Origin of the sequence: Aurantibrevibacter litoralis (assembly GCF_034651555.1) — a bacterium.
Lineage (GTDB): Bacteria > Bacteroidota > Bacteroidia > Flavobacteriales > Flavobacteriaceae > Aurantibrevibacter > Aurantibrevibacter litoralis.
In genome coordinates, this window is the sequence record NZ_JAYEEQ010000003.1 from 181461 (window position 1) to 201733 (window position 20273).

The 20273-nt window shown below is 40.6% G+C and carries 18 protein-coding genes; 16 read left to right on the plus strand and 2 right to left on the minus strand.

Annotated features, from left to right (window positions below):
• The first annotated feature begins 240 nt into the window (after positions 1-240).
• Positions 241-1797, plus strand: coding sequence for an alginate export family protein (locus tag U1E44_RS04425; protein WP_322929842.1), 1557 nt, complete (start codon positions 241-243; stop codon positions 1795-1797).
• Positions 1798-1820: 23 nt separating this feature from the next.
• Complete coding sequence (locus tag U1E44_RS04430; RefSeq protein WP_322929843.1) at positions 1821-2681, plus strand: sulfite exporter TauE/SafE family protein; 861 nt, start codon at positions 1821-1823, stop codon at positions 2679-2681.
• A gap of 140 nt (positions 2682-2821) precedes the next feature.
• On the opposite strand, the gene U1E44_RS04435 is transcribed toward U1E44_RS04430, so the two are convergent.
• Positions 2822-4150, minus strand: a complete 1329-nt coding sequence (locus U1E44_RS04435; RefSeq protein ID WP_322929844.1) for a serine hydrolase domain-containing protein — start codon at positions 4148-4150, stop codon at positions 2822-2824.
• 373 nt (positions 4151-4523) lie between these two features.
• On the opposite strand from U1E44_RS04435, the gene U1E44_RS04440 reads away from it, so the two are divergent.
• From U1E44_RS04440 to U1E44_RS04455, 4 genes are all read left to right on the plus strand, one after another.
• Positions 4524-6056, plus strand: a complete 1533-nt coding sequence (locus tag U1E44_RS04440; protein ID WP_322929845.1) for an FG-GAP repeat domain-containing protein — start codon at positions 4524-4526, stop codon at positions 6054-6056.
• A gap of 15 nt (positions 6057-6071) precedes the next feature.
• Positions 6072-6518: a 3D domain-containing protein gene (locus U1E44_RS04445; protein ID WP_322929846.1), complete on the plus strand. Its 447-nt coding sequence runs from the start codon at positions 6072-6074 to the stop codon at positions 6516-6518.
• A 235-nt stretch (positions 6519-6753) separates the two neighbouring features.
• Positions 6754-7413 (plus strand): peptidoglycan recognition protein family protein, encoded by a 660-nt coding sequence (locus U1E44_RS04450; protein WP_322929847.1) that lies wholly within the window; start codon positions 6754-6756, stop codon positions 7411-7413.
• 4 nt (positions 7414-7417) lie between these two features.
• On the plus strand, positions 7418-8887 hold the full coding sequence (locus U1E44_RS04455; protein ID WP_322929848.1) for a M14 family metallopeptidase: 1470 nt from the start codon (positions 7418-7420) through the stop codon (positions 8885-8887).
• 78 nt (positions 8888-8965) lie between these two features.
• Here the strand turns inward: U1E44_RS04455 and U1E44_RS04460 are convergent, their stop codons facing one another.
• Positions 8966-10057 carry a vWA domain-containing protein gene (locus tag U1E44_RS04460; RefSeq protein ID WP_322929849.1) on the minus strand — a complete coding sequence of 364 codons (1092 nt, stop codon included), beginning with the start codon at positions 10055-10057 and terminating at the stop codon, positions 8966-8968.
• Between the two features lie 152 nt (positions 10058-10209).
• On the opposite strand from U1E44_RS04460, the gene U1E44_RS04465 reads away from it, so the two are divergent.
• The 10 genes from U1E44_RS04465 (at position 10210) to U1E44_RS04510 (ending at position 20270) form a co-directional block, all read left to right on the plus strand.
• Positions 10210-11142 carry a polysaccharide deacetylase family protein gene (locus U1E44_RS04465; protein WP_322929850.1) on the plus strand — a complete coding sequence of 311 codons (933 nt, stop codon included), beginning with the start codon at positions 10210-10212 and terminating at the stop codon, positions 11140-11142.
• A 133-nt stretch (positions 11143-11275) separates the two neighbouring features.
• Complete coding sequence (locus U1E44_RS04470; protein WP_322929851.1) at positions 11276-13498, plus strand: carbohydrate binding family 9 domain-containing protein; 2223 nt, start codon at positions 11276-11278, stop codon at positions 13496-13498.
• A 156-nt stretch (positions 13499-13654) separates the two neighbouring features.
• A complete protein-coding gene (locus U1E44_RS04475) occupies positions 13655-14212 on the plus strand; it encodes a peroxiredoxin family protein (RefSeq protein ID WP_322929852.1) in 558 nt (185 codons plus the stop codon).
• Positions 14213-14884, plus strand: coding sequence for a cytochrome c biogenesis CcdA family protein (locus U1E44_RS04480; protein ID WP_322929853.1), 672 nt, complete (start codon positions 14213-14215; stop codon positions 14882-14884). It abuts the gene before it with no gap.
• 119 nt (positions 14885-15003) lie between these two features.
• Complete coding sequence (locus tag U1E44_RS04485; protein ID WP_322929854.1) at positions 15004-15258, plus strand: MoaD/ThiS family protein; 255 nt, start codon at positions 15004-15006, stop codon at positions 15256-15258.
• Between the two features lie 17 nt (positions 15259-15275).
• A complete protein-coding gene (moaA, locus tag U1E44_RS04490) occupies positions 15276-16259 on the plus strand; it encodes a GTP 3',8-cyclase MoaA (protein WP_322929855.1) in 984 nt (327 codons plus the stop codon).
• 19 nt (positions 16260-16278) lie between these two features.
• Complete coding sequence (locus U1E44_RS04495; RefSeq protein WP_322929856.1) at positions 16279-16872, plus strand: NTP transferase domain-containing protein; 594 nt, start codon at positions 16279-16281, stop codon at positions 16870-16872.
• Positions 16869-17939, plus strand: a complete 1071-nt coding sequence (locus U1E44_RS04500; protein ID WP_322929857.1) for a HesA/MoeB/ThiF family protein — start codon at positions 16869-16871, stop codon at positions 17937-17939. The genes U1E44_RS04495 and U1E44_RS04500 overlap by 4 nt, the downstream gene beginning before the upstream one ends.
• Positions 17940-18063: 124 nt before the next feature.
• Entirely contained in the window at positions 18064-19263 is a 1200-nt protein-coding gene (locus U1E44_RS04505; protein ID WP_322929858.1) for a molybdopterin molybdotransferase MoeA, read from the plus strand.
• Complete coding sequence (locus U1E44_RS04510) at positions 19260-20270, plus strand: XdhC family protein (RefSeq protein ID WP_322929859.1); 1011 nt, start codon at positions 19260-19262, stop codon at positions 20268-20270. Before U1E44_RS04505 ends, U1E44_RS04510 begins: the two co-directional genes overlap by 4 nt.
• The last annotated feature ends 3 nt before the right edge of the window (positions 20271-20273 follow it).

Below are 20273 nucleotides of genomic sequence, written 5' to 3' on the forward strand. Positions count from 1 at the left end.
CAAAAAGAGTCTTATCGGCAGACAAGACTCTTTTATCGAGAACACTATATGAAAATGAAAAAATTAACTTCCTTTTTAAATACAGGACTAAAGTACGATCTGTAAGGAGCCCTGTAAAATAGAAGTTGCCAATGCTACAGATATTGTGGTCAAATAGGTTATTCGTGTGGTTGGTGTTTTATGACAGCTCTATTTTTTTATAGATTTATACCCTAGTAGAGTAGTAGGATTGTTTCTATTTTGTTACATTTGCCCCTTGTTACTCTAAATACCCTTAAGATAAAAAATAGCATCTTCATAATTGTTGGCATTCTGCTTCACGTCGGAATTTGTGTACAAGCGCAAGAACGGGTTTCCGATTCCTTGTCTACTGCCAAGGCACCACTAAATCGCACCTCATTTTATATAGAGCCAGGATCTTTAGGGACTAAAAGAGAACCGGCTATTCCGAATTATGCACGCCGCTTTTCAACGTTGGGTGTTCGCAGTTCAGGATTTTATGATGGGCTTGTAGCAGGGTGGGATAGTAGAGCCCGTATAGAATTGCGGTACAACGATATCCGAAGGTCTGATAGTTTTAATGAAGATTTCACTTTACTTTTAAGACAACGTATCTATTTGGGTGTGCTACATGTGCTCGATCCTCTACGTGTGGCTGTTGAATTGGAGGATGCACGACAAAATAACGGTAATTACCCAATAACGAACAGAGAAGCGAACAAAACAGAAATGATACAAGCCTATGCCGAATTGTATTTTAATAAGGCGCTTGGTACCGATGCGTTGGGCAACGCAAGACCCATTTCCATCCGCTACGGACGCATGGCTTTTGAATTTTTGGATAGACGCCTCATTGCACGAAACAATTGGCGAAACACCACCAATACCTTCACGGGACTGAGATTGGCTTTAGGAGATGAACAGAATGACTGGCAACTTGATGGCCTTTTGGTACAACCCATAAATAGAGATATTAGTGCCTTAGATCGTACCGATAAAGAGAGGTGGTTTTATGCTTTAATGGGCCATTGGCGTAAGTGGTCGCAAATCGTAACGATTGAACCTTATTATTTGGGGCTAAAGCAAAACGCAACTATAGAAAATAATAACAGGATCAGAGAAATACATGGTTTTGGCCTTCGGCTATATGGTTGGATACATACCTCAGGTTTTAATTATGATCTCACGGGAATGTATCAAATAGGGAAAGATAACGGGCAAGATCATAGGGCGTATGCCTTTACATCAGAAATAGGCTATACTGTAAAATCTACCCCATTAAAACCCCGCGTAAGTGCTTTTTTCGGATATGTAAGCGGCGATAAGAATCCGAACGATAACAGAAATAACCGATTTGAACGCTATTTTGGTTTTGCCCGTCCCTGGTCTTCTGATGATTACGTGGTGATGGAGAACATAGTAACGCCAAAACTAAAGGTAGAATTCCAATCTCGTATCAAAGGACTCTTATTTAAGTTTGATGGTGGATACAGTTTTTATTGGCTGGCGAGCAATACCGACCGCTTTGCTAATTTGCTGGGAGGCACAACACTTAACCGAGATTCTTCCGGGAACTCCGGCAAATTCTTAGGGCATGGGCTCGATTTTAGAACTCGCTTTGCTCCAACGCCCTTTTTAGATGTGAATATGGGATATACGCATTACCGTTTTGGCGACTTTATACAGAACAGGCAATTCGCCGCAAATGGAGAAAATGCAAGTGTATCCAATTTTTTATACGTAGAACTGTCCGTCAACTTCCTCGATTATTTTAGACATCATCAGAAATTAAAATGAAGTAATTAAATCCTAAAGCACTAATGGAAAAAATACAAATAAAGCATATTTCAATCCTAATTGTTTTTCTTAAAATCTCCCTAATCGCTATTGTAGCTTTTAAATACCTACCTCAGGCTACAGAAGAGGATTTAACCTTTAATGAAACTTTTTTATGGTTTATTTTGGCAGGGTTTATGGCACAGATTGTAGATGGTGCGTTGGGCATGGCCTATGGGGTTACTTCAAATTCCATTCTGCTCGGTTTTGGCCTTTCGCCCAAAGTGGCCTCTGCGGCAGTCCATACAGCGGAAGTTTTTACTACCGGTGTTTCGGGTCTCTCGCATATGAAATTTGGTAATTTTGATAAAAAATTATTTTTTAAACTCCTAGTACCGGGTATTTTAAGTGCCTCCTTAGGTGCCTATCTTTTGGGCGATGTCTTAGATGGAAAAGTGATACGGCCTTATATTATGGCCTACTTGTTGATTTTGGGGATCTTAATTCTCTTAAAAGCATTTAAAAAAAATATAAACACCAAAGAGAACACTAAAAATGCTTCCCTTTTTGCCTTAGCAGGAGGGTTTCTAGACTCCATTGGGGGTGGGGGTTGGGGGCCCATAGTTACATCAAACCTTATTAATCAGGGCAATACTCCGGCAAAGGTTATTGGCACGGTAAATACTGCGGAGTTTTTTGTGACGTATACCAGTGCTGGAATTTTAATTTATTTTGCCGGAATTCAGAGCTGGCAAATAATTTTAGGACTCATTATAGGAGGTACCATTGCGGCTCCTCTGGGGGCTTATATCACCAAAAAAATCCCGAAAAGACAGTTGTTAATCATCGTGGGAACTTTAATTATCTTAACGTCTCTTTATACGCTGTCGCGGGTTATTTTTTAGGTTGAAAGTTTAGCTTGTAAAATGCTGCGGGTACATAAAACCAAAACTTTATAGCTACCGATTTGTGTATCCTAATACGATATATAGATCGCAATGAATGACGTATTGGTATGGCCATTCTTTGTGGTTGCGTTAAAAAACTAATGAATGGCCGCTAAAATATCTTTTAAAAATAAATTTACGTCGAACTTGGGGTTTTCAGCCAATCCGGTACGTACCACCACCACTTCTTTGGACGGAATTATAAACACATATTGTCCCTGATAGCCGTTGGCGGAATACATATCCCGGGGTACGTCAGGAAATTTTCCGTGGGCATTGAGCCAAAAATGCGCCCCATAGGTGCCATTAGAATGTTCGGTGGGTTGAGTAACATAGGCTACCCAAGACGGTTTAAAGAGCTGTTCGCCGTTCCAGTTGCCCTTATGTAGGTATAACAAGCCAAACTTGGCCCAATCGCGTGTGGTTGCCCAAGCATACGAAGAACCTACAAAATTACCAACCATATCGGTTTCTAGCAGCATAGAATGCATTCCAATTTTATCGATTAAGGCGTGGTATGGAAAATCTAAATAGGCTTGATGCGACTTAAATTGCTGCCGTAAGATACCGGATAACAGATTTGAAGTGCCGGATGAATAGTTCCACTTTTCTCCGGGTTTTGCAATAGCTTGTTTGTTTTTTTGAGCCAAACTCATATCACCATCCAAAAACAACATTTTGGTAACATCGGAAATAGCCGCGTAATCTTCATCCCAGGCCAAGCCACTTTGCATACGCAGCAAATGGTTAAGGGTGATTTGCCTCCGATTGTCGTTTTTCCACGCTTCAATAGAGGCAGTTTGCGTAACGTTTAGCGTACCTTGATATTCTAAAATGCCATATAATGTTGCCAATACGCTTTTGGTGGCCGACCATCCCAAAATAGGGGTGTTTTTGGTAAACCCATCGGTATAGTGTTCTGCAATAATTCGATCTTTATACAGTACGAGAACCGTTCTCGTCTTTTGTGTTTCCGAATCGGAAAATGCCTTGCCGATGGCAGCCTCGAGCATAGGATAATCTACGTTTTCAAAAATCGTATCCCGAGGTTCTCCTTGGCCGTACGGAAATGGTGCGTCTCGGCGGACTGGGGTTCTATTCGGCGTACTATTTACTAAGGTGTCGTGTGAATTTAAGAGCACAGCTCCCAGTCCATCACGGTATACTGCTTCCCTTTTCATGAGACCAAAAACGCTGGCCGAAGCTTTCTGATTTTCCTTATCAACCTCTGAGTTTGCCAATTTAATTAAGGGTACATTATGGTCATTTTTGTTGATGGATTCTACGGATCTTTTCGCAATAAACACGGTAGACGCCATATTTTTAGCTGCAAACCCTGAAATAATATGTAGTTTAGGATAATTATAAATGATAGCTAGAACGAGCAGCAAGCCAAGTACAAGCAGTAGTCTTTTCAATAATTTCATAAATACGCTATTTCATTCAAAAAAGGGAAAATCAATACAGACCACTAATGTAAGGTTTTTACTTTTTGGGGGAGTGCACAGAACGACCCTTTTCTTGTTCCACTCAAAATGAATGTAGTAAAAAGATAGTTCACCTATTTTAAAAAGTGAAGCGAAGCCTTGCAATCTACTTAAAACGATGAATTTGTTCCATTTACAAGCGTAGAACCAATTCTCAGAGGGATATCTCATGGGAGTGTTTTCAACCCTTAAAGTGCAACCGGTACTAGTATAGACCTTCGAAGGACATCCTAGAATAATGGATTTTTTTAGCTATTGTTTTGGATGCCATACGTCCTATGCCTATCTTCATTTTTTAATGCGACTGGCTACAATGAGAAAAATAAAGGTTATGATTCCGCGGTATTCTATATGGGGGGTCTTTTTTAGTTTAAGTATTTCCTGTTCCTCTCCCAAAGAAAAAAGGGCGGTGGCGCTTTATCAAAATTATTGTGGCAGTTGTCATGTATTGCCGGCCATTGACGCCTTGCCCGAAACGATTTGGGAATCTGCCATATTGCCCGAAATGGGAGCCCGTTTAGGCGTAAAGGACGCTTCATACAACAAGTTCAAAGGCGTTTCGTTTCATGAGCAAGGCCTTATTTTACAAGCAGGAGTTTATCCGTATGCACCCTTAATTTCCGAATCGGATTGGCACCTCTTAAAAAATTATGTGTTGACTTTAGCGCCGGACACCTTAGAAGCGGTTAAAGCCGGCGTGGCATCTAAAGAATTGGTACTATTTAAACCTCAACCCATAAATTTGGATAGCACAAAAGGATCGCTCCTAACTTTTATGGAATATAACAAACCATTTAAGGTTTTACTAACGGGAGATTTAAGGGGTAATTTACGGTCTTACGATTTTACAACAAAGCAAACCAACACCTTGATTTCGAATATGCGTAGCGGTATCACAGCCCATACGCACTTACAAGATACCTCGTATAGTACTTTAGTGGGGTATTTAGATCCTTCCGAACAGGCCTTAGGGAGTATTGTTATGTGGCAAAAGGGGGAAAATACAATAATAGCCGACTCTTTGCATAGGCCTGTGCATACCTTAGTTCATGATTTGGACAAGGATGGAATTGATGAGATTATAGTGAGCGAATTTGGTGATTTTACCGGTCAATTATCCCTGCTAAAAAAGGATATTTCCGGAAGTTTTCTAAAAACAGTGCTATTAAAGCAACCCGGGGTAATCCGTGTTGTACCCTCAGATATGGACAAAGACGGGAAGGACGATTTGGTGGTGCTTACTTCGCAAGGTAATGAAAGCATCACCATTTTATATCAAAAGGAAAACTTACAATTCGCTATGCAGCAGGCTATCCGGTTTAGTCCTGTGTATGGCAGCAGCTGGTTTGAGTTGGCAGATTACAACGGCGACGGTCATATGGACATCATTACCGTAAATGGTGATAATGCCGATAAATCGTACGTGCATAAACCCTATCACGGGATGCGAATTCATTTAAATGATGGCCAAAATAATTTTCAAGAAACCTATTTCTATCCCTTAAACGGTGCAACCCGTGTGGTTGCAAGAGATTTTGATAAGGATGGAGATATCGATTTTGGGCTGCTTTCAACTTTTCCAGATTATGATGCCAAACCTGAACTTTCATTTGTATATTTAGAAAATAAGATGCCGCAGCACTACCATTTTCAACCGTACACTTTTACAGATGCGGCGTTAGGTCGTTGGTTTTTGATGGATGCTGCGGATGTGGACGGCGACGGCGACGAAGATATTGTGTTAAGTTCTTTTACGTATGCCTTTACGCCGGTACCTAAGAAATTATCGGATGTTTGGAAAGAAAGTGATATAGATATCCTGTGGCTCGAAAATACAGTACACTAAAAAAATGAGACTATCATGACGCGGACATACGGCCTCATCTGGATTTTTAGTACACTGCTGTTTGGTTGCAGCCCTGTAGAAAAAGAAGACCCCTATGTATGGATTCCTATGGTGGTTACAGCAACCGCCTATAATTCGTTGCCTAACCAAACGTCTTATGAGCATTCCGGTATCACCGCTTGGGGAGATTCCTTAAAACCGGGCTTAAAGTATATTGCAGTATCCAGAGATTTGCTAAAAAAAGGACTGCAATACAATACAATGGTTAAAATTGATGGTTTTGAAGGTATTTATTTGGTCAAGGATAAAATGCATCACCGATGGCGCAATAGAATCGATATTTATATGGGATTAGACAAAAAAATAGCCAAAGAATGGGGCCGGAAAAAAATTGAAATTCAATATGCAGTTAAGAAAGATAGTGCTGCAATGACAGCACCTACGGAATCTAAAACAAAATAAATAAGCTCGAAGCATATCAACAAGGCTTCAAAAGGAACCTTTACCGTAAGTTTCGATGTCTGCCCTTGTCCTTAAGGACGGCGATGATAATGGTAGGCATGTGTAGGAGCATCTAAATTTTGATTAGCGTATAGAATACGTGCACAATGATCTAAAATGACCCATCAAATCCACCCGTGTTCGTAATGAATAAGTACTATGGTTATAAACCGCAACGACTAAAATAAAGGAATACATGAAGCAAATTAGAATCCTCGGTATGCTATTGCTGATAACAGCTTGTAAATCATCCCAAAAAATCGTGGATATTCCTATTTTGTTTAATGAAGAAAGGGAGCTGCTTACCCGGCAATATATGGTTCAACGGTATGGTATAGCGCAAGATACAAGTACTATTGTACCCAAGATGATTGTGCTGCATTGGACAGCTATACCAACGTTAAAAGGATCTTTCTCAGCCTTTAATCAGCCTACGCTACCAAATTGGAGGCCGGAATTAGAAGGTGTAAGTGGCCTTAATGTGTCTTCTCAGTTTTTGGTAGATCAGGACGGAACCATATATCGCTTAATGCCGGAAACTACTATGGCGCGGCATGTAATCGGGCTTAATCATAGTGCTATCGGGATCGAAAATGTAGGAGGCACTGAGGAACGTCCGCTGACACGAGCTCAAAAAAAAGCCAACATTTGGTTGGTTCACTATTTGAAACGCAAATATCCCATCGATTACCTTATTGGCCATTATGAATACACCCAATTTGAGCAGCATGCGTTATGGCTAGAAAAAGATAGTGCCTACCGAACGCAAAAGACCGATCCCGGAAAAGAATTTCTACGGAAGGTAAAAAAAGCTACCAAAAATCTTAATTTTAAACCCACACCAAAAATAAAGTGAACCAATGAAAATAAAATATCTACTAGTGCTATTGGCTTTAGGCTATGTTTGTAATGCCTTCGGACAATTAAATAATGTAACTTCGGCCTTATACGATAGCTACGAAAAATACCAAGAAAGTACGCTCGCCGAGCGTCGTATAAAACATTCAGAGCTACAGCCTTTAATAGCTAAACTTAAAGCTGTAGATGAATTCACTGTTGCAAAAGTGGGAGAGTCTATTGAAGGGCGCAGTATTTCACTTATCAGTATTGGCACAGGGGAAACAGATGTATTTTTATGGTCGCAAATGCACGGCAATGAGCCTACGGCAACCCAAGCCATTTTTGATATTTTTAATTTTTTACAAAGTGATGATTTTGTAGCAGAGAAAAAGGAAATGCTAGCGGCGCTTACCCTCCACTTTTTACCCATGCTGAATCCGGATGGTGCAGAAAACTTTCAGCGAAGGAATACGCTGGGAATCGATATCAACAGGGATGCCCTGCAACTACAATCTCCGGAAAGTAGAATTTTGAAAAGAGTGCGAGATAGTTTGCAGGCCGATTTTGGTTTTAACTTGCACGACCAAAGCACCTATTATAATGCGGAGCGGACAGAAAAACCGGCGACAATATCATATTTGGCACCGGCTTTTAACTATGAAAAGGACATCAATACCGTTCGTGCCAATGCCATGAAGGTTATCGTGTATATGAACAGCATCATACAAAATTACGCACCGGGTCAGGTAGGTCGGTATAACGATGATTTTGAACCCCGAGCTTTTGGCGACAATATTCAGAAATGGGGCACCAGTGCAATTTTAATTGAATCGGGTGGATATCCCAATGATATTGAAAAACAAGAAATTAGAAAGCTTAATTACGTCTCCATTTTATCTGCCCTAGCTACTATTGCCAACAAAAGTTATATGAATATACCTGTTGCCGATTATGAAAAGATACCGGAAAACGACCGAAAACTTTTTGACCTTAAAATAGAAGGGGTAACCTACCATCTGCTTGGAAAAGACTATAGGTTGGATATAGGCATTAATCGTGTCGAAAATGATTTTCCAGGGAATAAAGATTTTTATGTGGCTGGACAAATAGCAGATCAGGGCGATTTATCGACCTATTATGGCTATGAAACCTTTGATGCCAATACCTACAGGTTAAAAGAAGGGAAATTGGTTCCGGAAATAATTAAATCCATTGACGTCTTATCCAAAATGGATATTTTGCAACTTTTAAAATCGGGTTACACCCATGTACGGGTAGAAAATGTACCAAATAATATAAAGCATGTGACCCTTCCGATACATGTGGTAAGTGCCAACTACAAACGGCGCAATCTAAAACTACAGCCCGGTGCAAATGCTACCTTTTTATTAGAAAAGGAAGGTGAAATACGATATGCCGTTATGAACGGCTATCTTATAGATTTAACTACAGGAACTAGTGATTTTAAAAACGCCTTAATGCTTAAATAGGCCTTATTTATAGGCAGGCATATTCAAAGAAAAAAGAGTACCCTTTACGGAACTCCTTTTAATAGGTATTTCGTTTTGTTATTCGCAACCTCCCGTAAATCCTTTGGCGTTAAACTTAGATTGTACCGCACCTTGGCGGCTGCCGTCTCTTACCTGTATTGCCAAGTTACTTTCCCCGCTGCCATCGCGTTTGGGCGTACAGTACTCAAATAAGTAAAAACTGTTGGCACGCTCCGAAATACGTAAGGAAATAGCGTTGAACGTATTTTCTAGTTCGGCTTTGTTTCCGGCAAAAACGCTAAAGGTTTTGCCGATATCTTCTAATACTTGAGTATCTATTTCCGCACCTAGTCCGATACTGAAGAACGAAATATTAGGATTGGCTTCATTAACTTTTTTTAGAGCGGCATCCTTGGTAAAACGAGACGCTTGGTCTGTACCGTCGGTAAAAATAACTACCGAGGCTGCACTAATAATATCTTGATTGGCACTTTCCCGTAAAAGATTGGAGGCAATATCCGTTGCTTTAATAACAGCCCCATACAAATCTGTGGACGGATCCTTGCTAATATCGGTTGTAATGCCTTCTATAGCAGTTATTAATGCGTCCTTGGAAGCCGTAAGCGGATTTAATAAATGTAATTTGTTTTCACCATCAAACCAATAAATCGCCATTTTAAAGGCCTCTTGAGTAGTTTGCGGCATTACATTATTCACAAAACTTATCGAAGCCAATTTTAATTCAGGCAGGCTGCTGCTCAGGACACTATTGCTTAAATCGAGCACCAAAATGGTCTTGCTGTTAAATACTTGAGCATTGGGAGAAATTCTCGCAAAAGATTCCGATGTAGAAATGGTATTAAAACAATCGTCATTACGACCCTGTTCGTAAATTGTAAATTGATTCGCTGTTAATCCTGGCACCGGTGCCCCATTCGTGTCAGATACTTTAAACAAAATAGAAACCTTACCCGGGAGCGTTGTAAATTGGTCTTGTATCGATAATATCAGTTGATTTTCGCCCAGATTTAAGCAGTTGTCAACGGGCTTACCCGCTCCTAAATCACCATTAAGATTAGGATTAAAAGAAACGTCATCATCGGCATTTCCGCAGGAAAAAAAAAGAAAAGTGGCTATAAAAAGGGTGCTGATCTTTTGATAAAATTTCATCTTCAAATAAATTAATGTTCGGCTATGAAACGTCCATTTGTGGATAAAATTATATATCTTTCAATAAAGTTTGTTAATAATTGTTAAAGCGGATTGATAGTTGCCTGAATATACTGTAACTAATTTATTTTCAATATGTAAATAATATCTTCATGAACTCTAAATTCATTTTGAATGCCTTATTTCTGTTGTTTTTTGCACCCCTATTTTCGCAAAGTTTAACTGTAGCAGAACGTTTGGGTTATGCTAAAGACGCTAAATTGCTTATCATTCATGCCGATGACTTGGGTGTAACTCATTCAGAAAACCGAGCCAGTATAGCCGGTTTAGAGGAAACACCTGTTAACTCGGCCAGCATTATGGTGCCTTGTCCTTGGTTTCCCGAAATTGCAGCCTATGCCCGAAAGAACAAGGGAGCCGATTTAGGACTGCACCTTACCTTAACAAGTGAATGGAAATACTATAAATGGGGACCTGTAACCTCAACCGACGTGGTACCGAGTTTAGTGAACGAAGATGGGTATTTCTATAGCTCCGTAGATAGCCTAATTGCGCATGCTTCTCCGAAACATGTGGAAATTGAATTGCGAAACCAAGTTAAAAAAGCGTATCAATTTGGCATTGACGTTACCCATTTAGATGCGCATATGGGTGCTGCGGTGAGCACTCCTAAATTTCTTGAAGTTTATATTAAAATAGGGAAGGAATTTCAGCTTCCGGTACTTTTAGATGGTAGAATTTATACTATGGGCAGTACCATAACCGAATTACTTAATGAAACTGACGTTGTTGCCGACGCCATTCCCACCAAATTACCCGAAGATCAGGAAAAAGGAACGCATCAATACTACGAGACACTTTTAAACAATTTGAACCCCGGACTTAATTGTTTGTTGATTCATCTCGCTTTTGACGATGCAGAAATGCAAGCCGTTACGGTAGATCATCCCGAATGGGGAGCGGCATGGCGCCAAGCCGATTATGAGTTCTTTTCTGATACCGCAAATGATGCCTTGTTGAAAGAAAATAACATTGTATTGGTCACTTGGCGAGAGATACGAGATAAAATAGTGAGGGGAAAGTGAGGTTTTTTACCTTCTACGCATATTTTTTAGGTTCATGATAAGGTGTCTCTATACAAATTGTGGCTCCATCTGGTGCCGTAACCCTAAAAAACCCGTAATTTAGAGCGTTTTAACCAACCTCTGTTTGTGTTTAATGAATAGCTTTATATTTGGCCGTAATGCATATTGTTCCGATGTGCCCTATCTAAGAATGGGCCTGTTCCTTTTTTTTATAGCGCTCTTTTCCCCATTACATGCCCAAAAAAAGAATGAGTCTTTTAAGATACACATCCGTAAAACCGTATTTCCGATCATACTCGATGGCGTGGGCGATGAACAAGCTTGGAAAGATACCGATGTGGCCAAAGATTTTTTTATGGTGCTGCCCATGGACACGGGAAAAGCCCAAGAAACCACCGAGATACGGATGACGTATGATACTGAAAACCTGTACGTACTAGCCACTTTTTACAACGCTACCAAAGCGGCCTATTTTGTAGAATCGCTTCGTAGGGATTTTATTTTTGGTAAAAACGACAATTTCTTACTCTTTTTAGATCCGTTTAACAACCAAACAACCGGTTTTTCCTTTGGTGCCAATGCCTTTGGAGCGCAATGGGACGGAACCATGTACAATGGAGGAAACGTGGATTTGAACTGGGACACCAAATGGCGATCCGAGGTAACCCAGGACGATGAAAAGTGGGTGCTGGAAATGGCCATCCCGTTTAAATCCATTCGCTATGAAGCCGATGTTACCGAATGGGGTATAAATTTCAGCCGGCTCGATCTTAAATCGGGTGAAAAATCGAGTTGGACACCCATTCCCCGCCAATTTCCAACGGCTTCCCTAGCCTATACCGGGGTGTTGGTTTGGGATGCCCCACCACCTTCGCCCGGCACTAATATTTCCCTAATCCCTTATGTTTTAGGGAGCTCAACGAGGGATGTTCTTGCCAATGGCGATACCGAATTGGATGGTAAAATAGGGGGCGATCTAAAATGGAGCCTTACCTCATCTTTAAATTTGGATGTTACCGTGAATCCCGATTTTTCGCAAGTGGAAGTGGACAGGCAGGTAACCAATCTGGATCGATTCGAGCTTTTTTTTCCGGAACGCCGACAGTTCTTTTTAGAAAATGGCGATCTGTTTGCCAATTTTGGCTATACCAATATTCGTCCGTTCTTTTCAAGGCGCATTGGCTTGGGGGTTCCTATTGATGCTGGGGTTCGACTTAGTGGTAATCTCAATGAAAAGTGGCGTTTGGGGGTCATGGATATCCAAACATCGAGCATTGATCATATAGGGTTGCCCAATCAAAATTTTGGTGTTGTTTCCCTACAGCGAAGAATGTTCAGCAGATCTAATATCAATTTATTGTTTGTAAATAAAGAATCACTAAACTACCCTATCGACAACGATTCCATCCGCACCATCTTTCCAAAATTTAACCGCAATTTGGGATTGGAGTACAATTTGGCCTCCCCGAACAATTTATGGACCGGAAAAGCTTTCTTTTTACAATCCTATGCTCCAGGAAAAATCGGTAATGGAATTACCCAGGCAGCCCATTTGGAATATAAAAGTAGGCACTGGAATTGGCGTATTCAAGAAGAATGGGTGGAAGAAAAGTATACAGCAGAAGTGGGCTTTGTACCCAGACGAGGCTATGTGAACATCAATTCTTTTGCAGGGTATTTGTTTTTTCCAAAGGAGGGTTTTATCCTAAGCCATGGACCGAGGCTAAACGGCAGTTATTTTTTTACAGAAGACCTAAAGCGAACCGACAATTTTAATGCGATGGAATATTTGGTAGAATTCAGAAGTCGCAGCACCTTAAATATGGCGTTCCAAAATGAACAGATAGAACTGCTTGCTCCTTTCGATCCTACGCGATCGGGAAAGGACTCCTTGGCTACCGGAACAAAAAGTAATTGGAACGGTATCTCGATCGATTTTGTGTCTAAACCCCAAAGCCTCTTTACCTATGCTATTGGCGGACGCTATGGGGGCTATTACCTCCATGGGAACCGTACGAGTATTGCCAGTGAGTTGGGATATCGTTTTCAACCTTTTGTAAGTCTTAGTGCCAATGTTAATTACAATCAAATCAATATGCCAGATCCGTGGAACAAAACCGAATTTTGGCTCGTGGGCTCCGAAGTAGACATCACTTTTACCAATACCCTGTTTTTTGCCAATTTGTTCCAGTACAATGAGCAAACTAAAAATTTCAATCTCAACTCCCGGTTTCAATGGCGTTACAAGCCGGCTTCGGACCTGTTTTTGGTCTATACCAATAATTATCTAACGGCTCCCTTTACGGGGAGGGATTGGTCTATCACTCTTAAAATGACCTATTGGCTGAATTTATAAAGCACATTTCCCTAAGGATTCCTCTTTAAAAATCTGTTAAATACATGGAAGCCCCTGATAATTTGAATACCTTTATAGCAATCGTTATTCCTTATTGATAACCTAAGTTTTTTAGAAGGAAGCGAACAGTATAGTAAAAATCATTATACCCATATTATGATAAAACCCGTAAAAGTATACGCATTAGTTCTTTCTGTAGTCATGGTTTTAGCTGCGTGTAATTTTAAAAAATCCGATGCCACAAATGCGGTGGAAGCTACGCCTGAGAAAGTAGAAACAGCATTAAAAGAGGAATTAAAAAAGGCCCCTCAATTTGAGGTAACTACTATAACCGGGGCGCAGGTAAGTTTGAAACAATCTTTGGCGGAAAACAAACCTACGGTAGTTTACTTTACCGCATCTTGGTGCCCCATGTGTGCCAAAAATTGGCCGGCAATTTCCGCTGCTTATCCGGAATACAAAGACAAAGTAAACTTTGTGGCCATAAGTATAGATCCCACGGATGACAAAGAGGTCATGACTAATCTCGCCAAGGATAAGGCATTCCAATTTCCGGTTGCTCCGGGAAACCCAAAAGTCATGTTAGATTTTGGTGTAGAGAGTCAAGCGACCACGGTTGGCATTAACAAAGAAGGGGATATTCTATTCCAAAAAAATAAAAGTACGCTTTCCGAGGAAGAATATCGCAAGCTATTTGAGCAGCTCTTAAATTAAATGGATTTTGTAGGCTTCTCATTTTTACAAGGTGTGCTTGCTTTTTTTGCGCCCTGTGCCGTAGCATTATTACCCGGGTATATTCTCGCATTTATTTCGCGAAATACCACCGATGAATCCCAACTTTCCATCCGTTTATTGCGAGGGTTTAAATTGGCTTTTTTAAGTATTTTGGGCATACTTCTTATTTATTTGTTGGCGGGAGTCATGATTATAATGGCGGCGCAAATACTTAAAGCCTATATGAAATGGATCACGGTAGGCATGGGACTTGTACTTATCATCTTAGGTGTTTTAATGCTTTTAGGTAAATCAATTTCATTCTCCTTGCAGCTTCAAAATTCGAATCCTAAAACCGAAGCTATCGAGGCTTTTTTATTCGGTATCGCCTATGCCATAGGGGCGTTAGGGTGTTTGTTCCCATTATTTCTTATTGTAGCTACTCAGGCGATGGCGGCAGATAGTAGTTTGGAGGGCGGTGCCTATATTCTTGCGTATTTTTCAGGGATAAGCGGCATGATGATACTCACTATTTTATTAGCTATGTTTGCCAAGAATTTTCTACTGCGTTATTTAAGGAAAATACTGCCTTATATGGAACGGATTACCGCATTTTTACTTGTTCTGGCCGGTGTCTACGTAATTTACTATCAAACAGCCTTGTTTGTATAGATTGCCGCACTAAAACGGACAAAATGGAGTGCTATTTTCCTTTAAATATCTGTTAAAGTAGATCGGGTCCTTAGCATTTTTAGTAACTTGCCTTAGGGATTAACAAAAGAAAAGATATCATGACTGTATTGCTGTTTGGAATTACCAAGGATATCGTAGGAAGTTCCGCATTAACAATTCCTAAAGACAGTGTCTTTGCGCAAGGCGGAAAAAAAACCGTGGGCGATTTAAAGCGGTATTTAGGTGAAAAATACCCACAATTATTACAACTTTCCTCTTTAGCCATTGCTGTGAATAGTGCGTATGCTACGGACGATAAAAAAATTGATACTTTTGATGAAATTGCCTTAATTCCGCCCGTAAGTGGAGGATAGTAAAAACAGGTTAGAAGATGCTTATAGACAATCACAATAGAATTATTAATTACCTGCGTTTGGCCGTTACAGATCGCTGTAACCTGCGCTGCAATTATTGCATGCCTTCGGAAGGAATTGATTTTGTGAAAAACAACAAACTCTTTACCATAGCAGAACTTTGTAGGTTAAGTGAGATACTGGTGAGCCAAGGTATCGATAAAATTAGAATAACTGGAGGCGAGCCTTTTGTTCGTAAAGATTTGATGAAATTGCTACGACATTTGTCGCTATTAAAGGATCTTAAAGATATATCGATCACCACGAATGCCACATTAATTGGCGCCCACATCGATGAATTAAAGGCCTTAGGAATTCGGAATATTAATGTAAGTTTAGATGCAATCAACAGGGATACTTTTGAACGTATTACACGGCGAAACCAATACGATACGGTACACAATAATTTAATTCGATTAATCTCGGAGGGATTTAATGTGCGTATCAATTTTATAGTGCTCCAAAATCAGAACATACAAGATATTATTCCCATTTTAGAATTGATGAAGCATTATCCGGTTTCGGTACGTTTTTTGGAAGAAATGCCTTTTAACGGGGGTTCAAAAAAATTCAATACCATTCATTGGGACTATAAACGCATTTTGGAGCATATTGCATCTGCCTTTCCGGAAATTGAAAAGCTAGAATCTCCAAAAACATCAACCTCCATCAATTATAAAATAGAAGGTCATAGAAGTACCTTTGGTCTTATTCCTTCGTTTAGCCGTACGTTTTGTGGAAGCTGTAACCGACTCCGAATTTCTGCGACCGGAGATGTAATTACCTGTTTGTATGGCAAACCAACCTCTAATTTAAGGAGCATATTACGTGGAGGAGATTCCGAATCAAATATTAAGAACGCTATTTTAAAGGCTGTTGGAAGCAGAGCTAAGACAGGTTTTGAAGCACAAGAAAACTACGAAAATGTATTTAATAACTCCATGACGTCTATAGGGGGCTAAAAAATGAGATGTAAAGGTGATGAGTAGCGATAGATTATACGGATTGGTACTTTCTGGCGGTAAGAGTAGCAGAATGGGCAGCGACAAAAGTACCATTGCATACCATGGTATTCCGCAACGGGAACATTTATATCATTTATTGAACCAAGTGTGCGATAAAACATTTTTAAGTGTACGAACAGATCAAGTACAAGAACTGCCCAATGACATTCCTGTTATTGTAGATAAAAATGAATATAAAGGGCCTTACAATGGCCTTCTAAGTGCTCATTTAGATTATCCTGATGCAGCTTGGCTGGTTCTCGCATGTGATTTGCCCTTAATGGATTCAGCAGCTTTAGGACAGTTAATAGCGCATCGCGATCCCAAAAAAAAAGCGACTGCATTTGCGACCCGTGAGAGTGGACTTCCCGAACCCTTATGTGCTATTTGGGAACCCGACGGGCTAAAAGATTCCTTCCTTTTTCTGAATAATGGTACGGTAACCTGTCCGAGGAAATTTTTAATAAATTCGGAAGTGGCATTGGTGTATCCCGTAAATGACAAAGTGTTGCTCAACGCCAATTCCAAAGAAGACTATGAGGAGGCTATTTCAAAATTGAATTCAAAATGAAAACCAATCGGTATATACGTCAGACGGTGCTGAAGGAATTCGGTGCTGATGCGCAACATAAATTGAGTGAATCCAAGGTTTTAGTAGTAGGTATTGGTGGACTTGGCATTCCGGTAGTGCAATACCTCAATGCTATGGGTGTAGGTACTTTAGGCCTCGTAGAACATGATACTATTGACATCACAAATCTTCAGCGGCAAGTGTTGTACACCGAAGGGGATGTGGGAAAATCTAAACTGAAGGTGGCATTGTCCTTTTTAAAAGCGCAAAATACAACCACAATTTTTAAGCCTTATGAAGTCGCTCTAACCAAGGAAAATGCGCTCGACCTCATTGCTGAGTTTGATGTAGTGGTAGATGCTTCCGATAATTTTGCCACTCGTTTTTTAATCAATGACGCATGCGTGATCCTTAAAAAGCCATTTGTATATGGGGCTTTGCACGCTTTTGAAGGTCAGGTAAGTGTGTTTAATTACAAAGACGGACCTACTTACCGTTGCTTGTTCCCGGAAATGCCCACACCCAATGAAATTCCCAATTGCAATGACAATGGTGTTTTAGGTGTAATTCCCGGAATTATTGGTAATTTTCAGGCTTTAGAAGCGGTTAAAGTGCTTACAGGAGTAGGTGAGGTGTTGTCTGGTAAATTATTGCTATATAATGGATTAAATCAATCTATAGTTAAGATGTCATTTCCGGTAAAATCAGAAAATAAGACCATAAAGATTCTTCGAGATTTTTATGAATGGGGACATTGTTTTACGACGCAAGAGATACATGCGGGCGACTTTCAGAAGGAAATTCATGCCGGAAAATCATTTCAAATTCTGGATGTGCGCACCCCACAAGAGTTCGATACCTTTCATCTTCCAAACTCCATCAATATTCCGCTAAACGAATTGGAAAGACGCGTAAACGAAATCAACTTTATAGAACCTATTTATGCCGTCTGCCAGTCCGGAATTCGAAGTAAAGCAGCGGCAGGAGCGCTACAAAAAATTTCGGAAAGAGCCACTATTTACAACGTGGTTGGTGGTATTAACAAAATGACAGTTACTACGGCTTGATACGGAAAATAATTTATAACGTGATCCTCAACGTTTTGCCAAGGAGGTTTTATACCCGCTGTTTTTTTTGAAAAATTAAGAATTGAAAAGATGCAGTAGCATGTATAAAAAATAAAAAAATGGTATGATTACATTTGCTAAGGCCTATGACCATGTATTGGCTGCCCAAAGGCACTACGGCACAGAGGAAGTACCGTTGTTTAGGGCATTGGGTAGGGTGTTGGCAGAGCCTGTGTATGCCGATCGGGATTTTCCGCCGTTCGATAGAGCTACTAAAGACGGTATTGCCATTGCGTTTAAGGGCTTGCAACACGGCAGTCAATTTCGGATAGTTGGTGTTATAGCGGCCGGAACGGCACAAGGTGCGCTTAACAATATGGAATGCTGTTTGGAAATTATGACCGGAGCAGTGCTGCCAAAAAATGCCGATACGGTAGTGATGTACGAAGATATTTCCATAGAAAATGATTCGGTTATCCTTCATAACATACCTGAAAAAGGAGCAAATGTGCATTACCAAGGTAGCGACACAAAAAAGGGAAGTGTTGTTTTAGAGGCAAACAGCAAAATTACAGCGGCGTCTATTGGAGTATTGGCAAGCGTGGGTAAAGCCTCGGTTTTGGTTAAAAAAGTACCGAAAATAACACTGGTTTCAACGGGAGATGAATTGGTAGAAGTGGATCAAATACCGCTGCCACACCAAATCCGAAAATCCAATGTACATTCCCTGTTTGCCTTGTTAGGCCATGAAGGGATTACGCCCAATTTGCGGCATATGCCAGATGACAAAGCAGTGCTGAGAAGGGAGCTTGCAGATGCCTTGCGTGAGTCGGACCTACTACTGCTAAGCGGAGGCGTGTCTAAGGGAAAATTCGATTTTATTCCAGAAATACTCTCGGAATTGGAGGTTACAAAAATATTTCACGGCGTGTTGCAAAAGCCGGGGAAACCGTTTTGGTTTGGACACCATCAGGCTTCCGGAAAGTTAATTTTTTCGTTTCCGGGGAATCCCGTATCTACTTTTGTAAATTACCATGTTTATTTTAAAGATTGGCTCGCTACTTCCTTGGGATTAGCGGTTCCCAAAGGAACGGTAAAGTTAAGGGAAAGCGCAAAAGTTTCGGGTAGCTTAACACGTTTTATGGGGGTAAAAGTCCAATTGGAAGATGGCGTTTTGTGGGCATGGCCAATCAACGAAAACGGTTCTGGCGATTTAACAAGTTTGGTATGGGTCGATGGTTTTGTAAGACTGTCGCCAAAGGAGGAAACGTATGATAAAGGCAGTGTGGTACCCTTTGTACCTGTTATACCTAGTTTTAAATGACACACGAGTTCAAAAAAATAGTACAAGCCTATGAAAAGGCTCTAAAAAATGGAAAATTTACCGTTTTGGCTACAGTGGTGCATCTGGAAGGTTCTTCGTATCGAAAACCGGGAGTACGCATGCTCATCCTAGAAGACGGTCACATGGTTGGTGCTGTAAGCGGAGGCTGCGTAGAAAAAGAAGTGTACCGCCAAGCCGCTAGTGTTTTTACGACAAAAAAACCGAAAATGATGACCTATGATGGACGGTATCGTTTGGGTTGCGAAGGCATCCTATACATCCTGATAGAACCTTTTGCCCCGACATCGGATTTTTTAGAAATCTTTAAAAGAACCATGCAACATAGAGCCCATTTTACAATAGGCTCCTATTTTCAGCTACAGGAAGGTACCACGGATGGATTGGGTACGCATGTGCAATTTCAGGACAAAAGCATGCCTGTGCATCCGATGAATAAAAGACAAAGTGAACTACGCGTTTTTGAGGAACGCATGAAACCCTGTTATAAGCTAATGATCATTGGTACGGAACATGACGCAGTTCAGCTTTCTTCTTGTGCGGCCTTTATGGGTTGGGAAGTAGGTATTGTGGCTACCCCCATGGAGGCTAAAGAAGTAACGGATTTTATAGGGGCAGAAGAACTTATAACAGCATTACCTGAAGCCTTAGACTGTAGTGCTATAGACGCACAAACGGCCGTGGTAGTCATGACACATAGTTATGCAAAAGATTTAAAGTATATGTTGCAGTTGCGTGAGGCAAAACCGTTGTACCTCGGTCTTTTAGGACCTGCCAAACGTAGGGAAAAGATATTGGCCGCAATTATGGAGCACGACCCGGATGTAGCTCTAGAATTTGTGGAAAGCATTCACGGACCCGCCGGTATCAATATAGGGGCAGAGACGCCACAAGAAATAGCCATTGCTATTATAGCTGAGATCCTTTCCGTAATTCGGAAGCAAACCCCAATGATGCTTAAAGATAAAAAAGGCGGCATACATGATTAAATA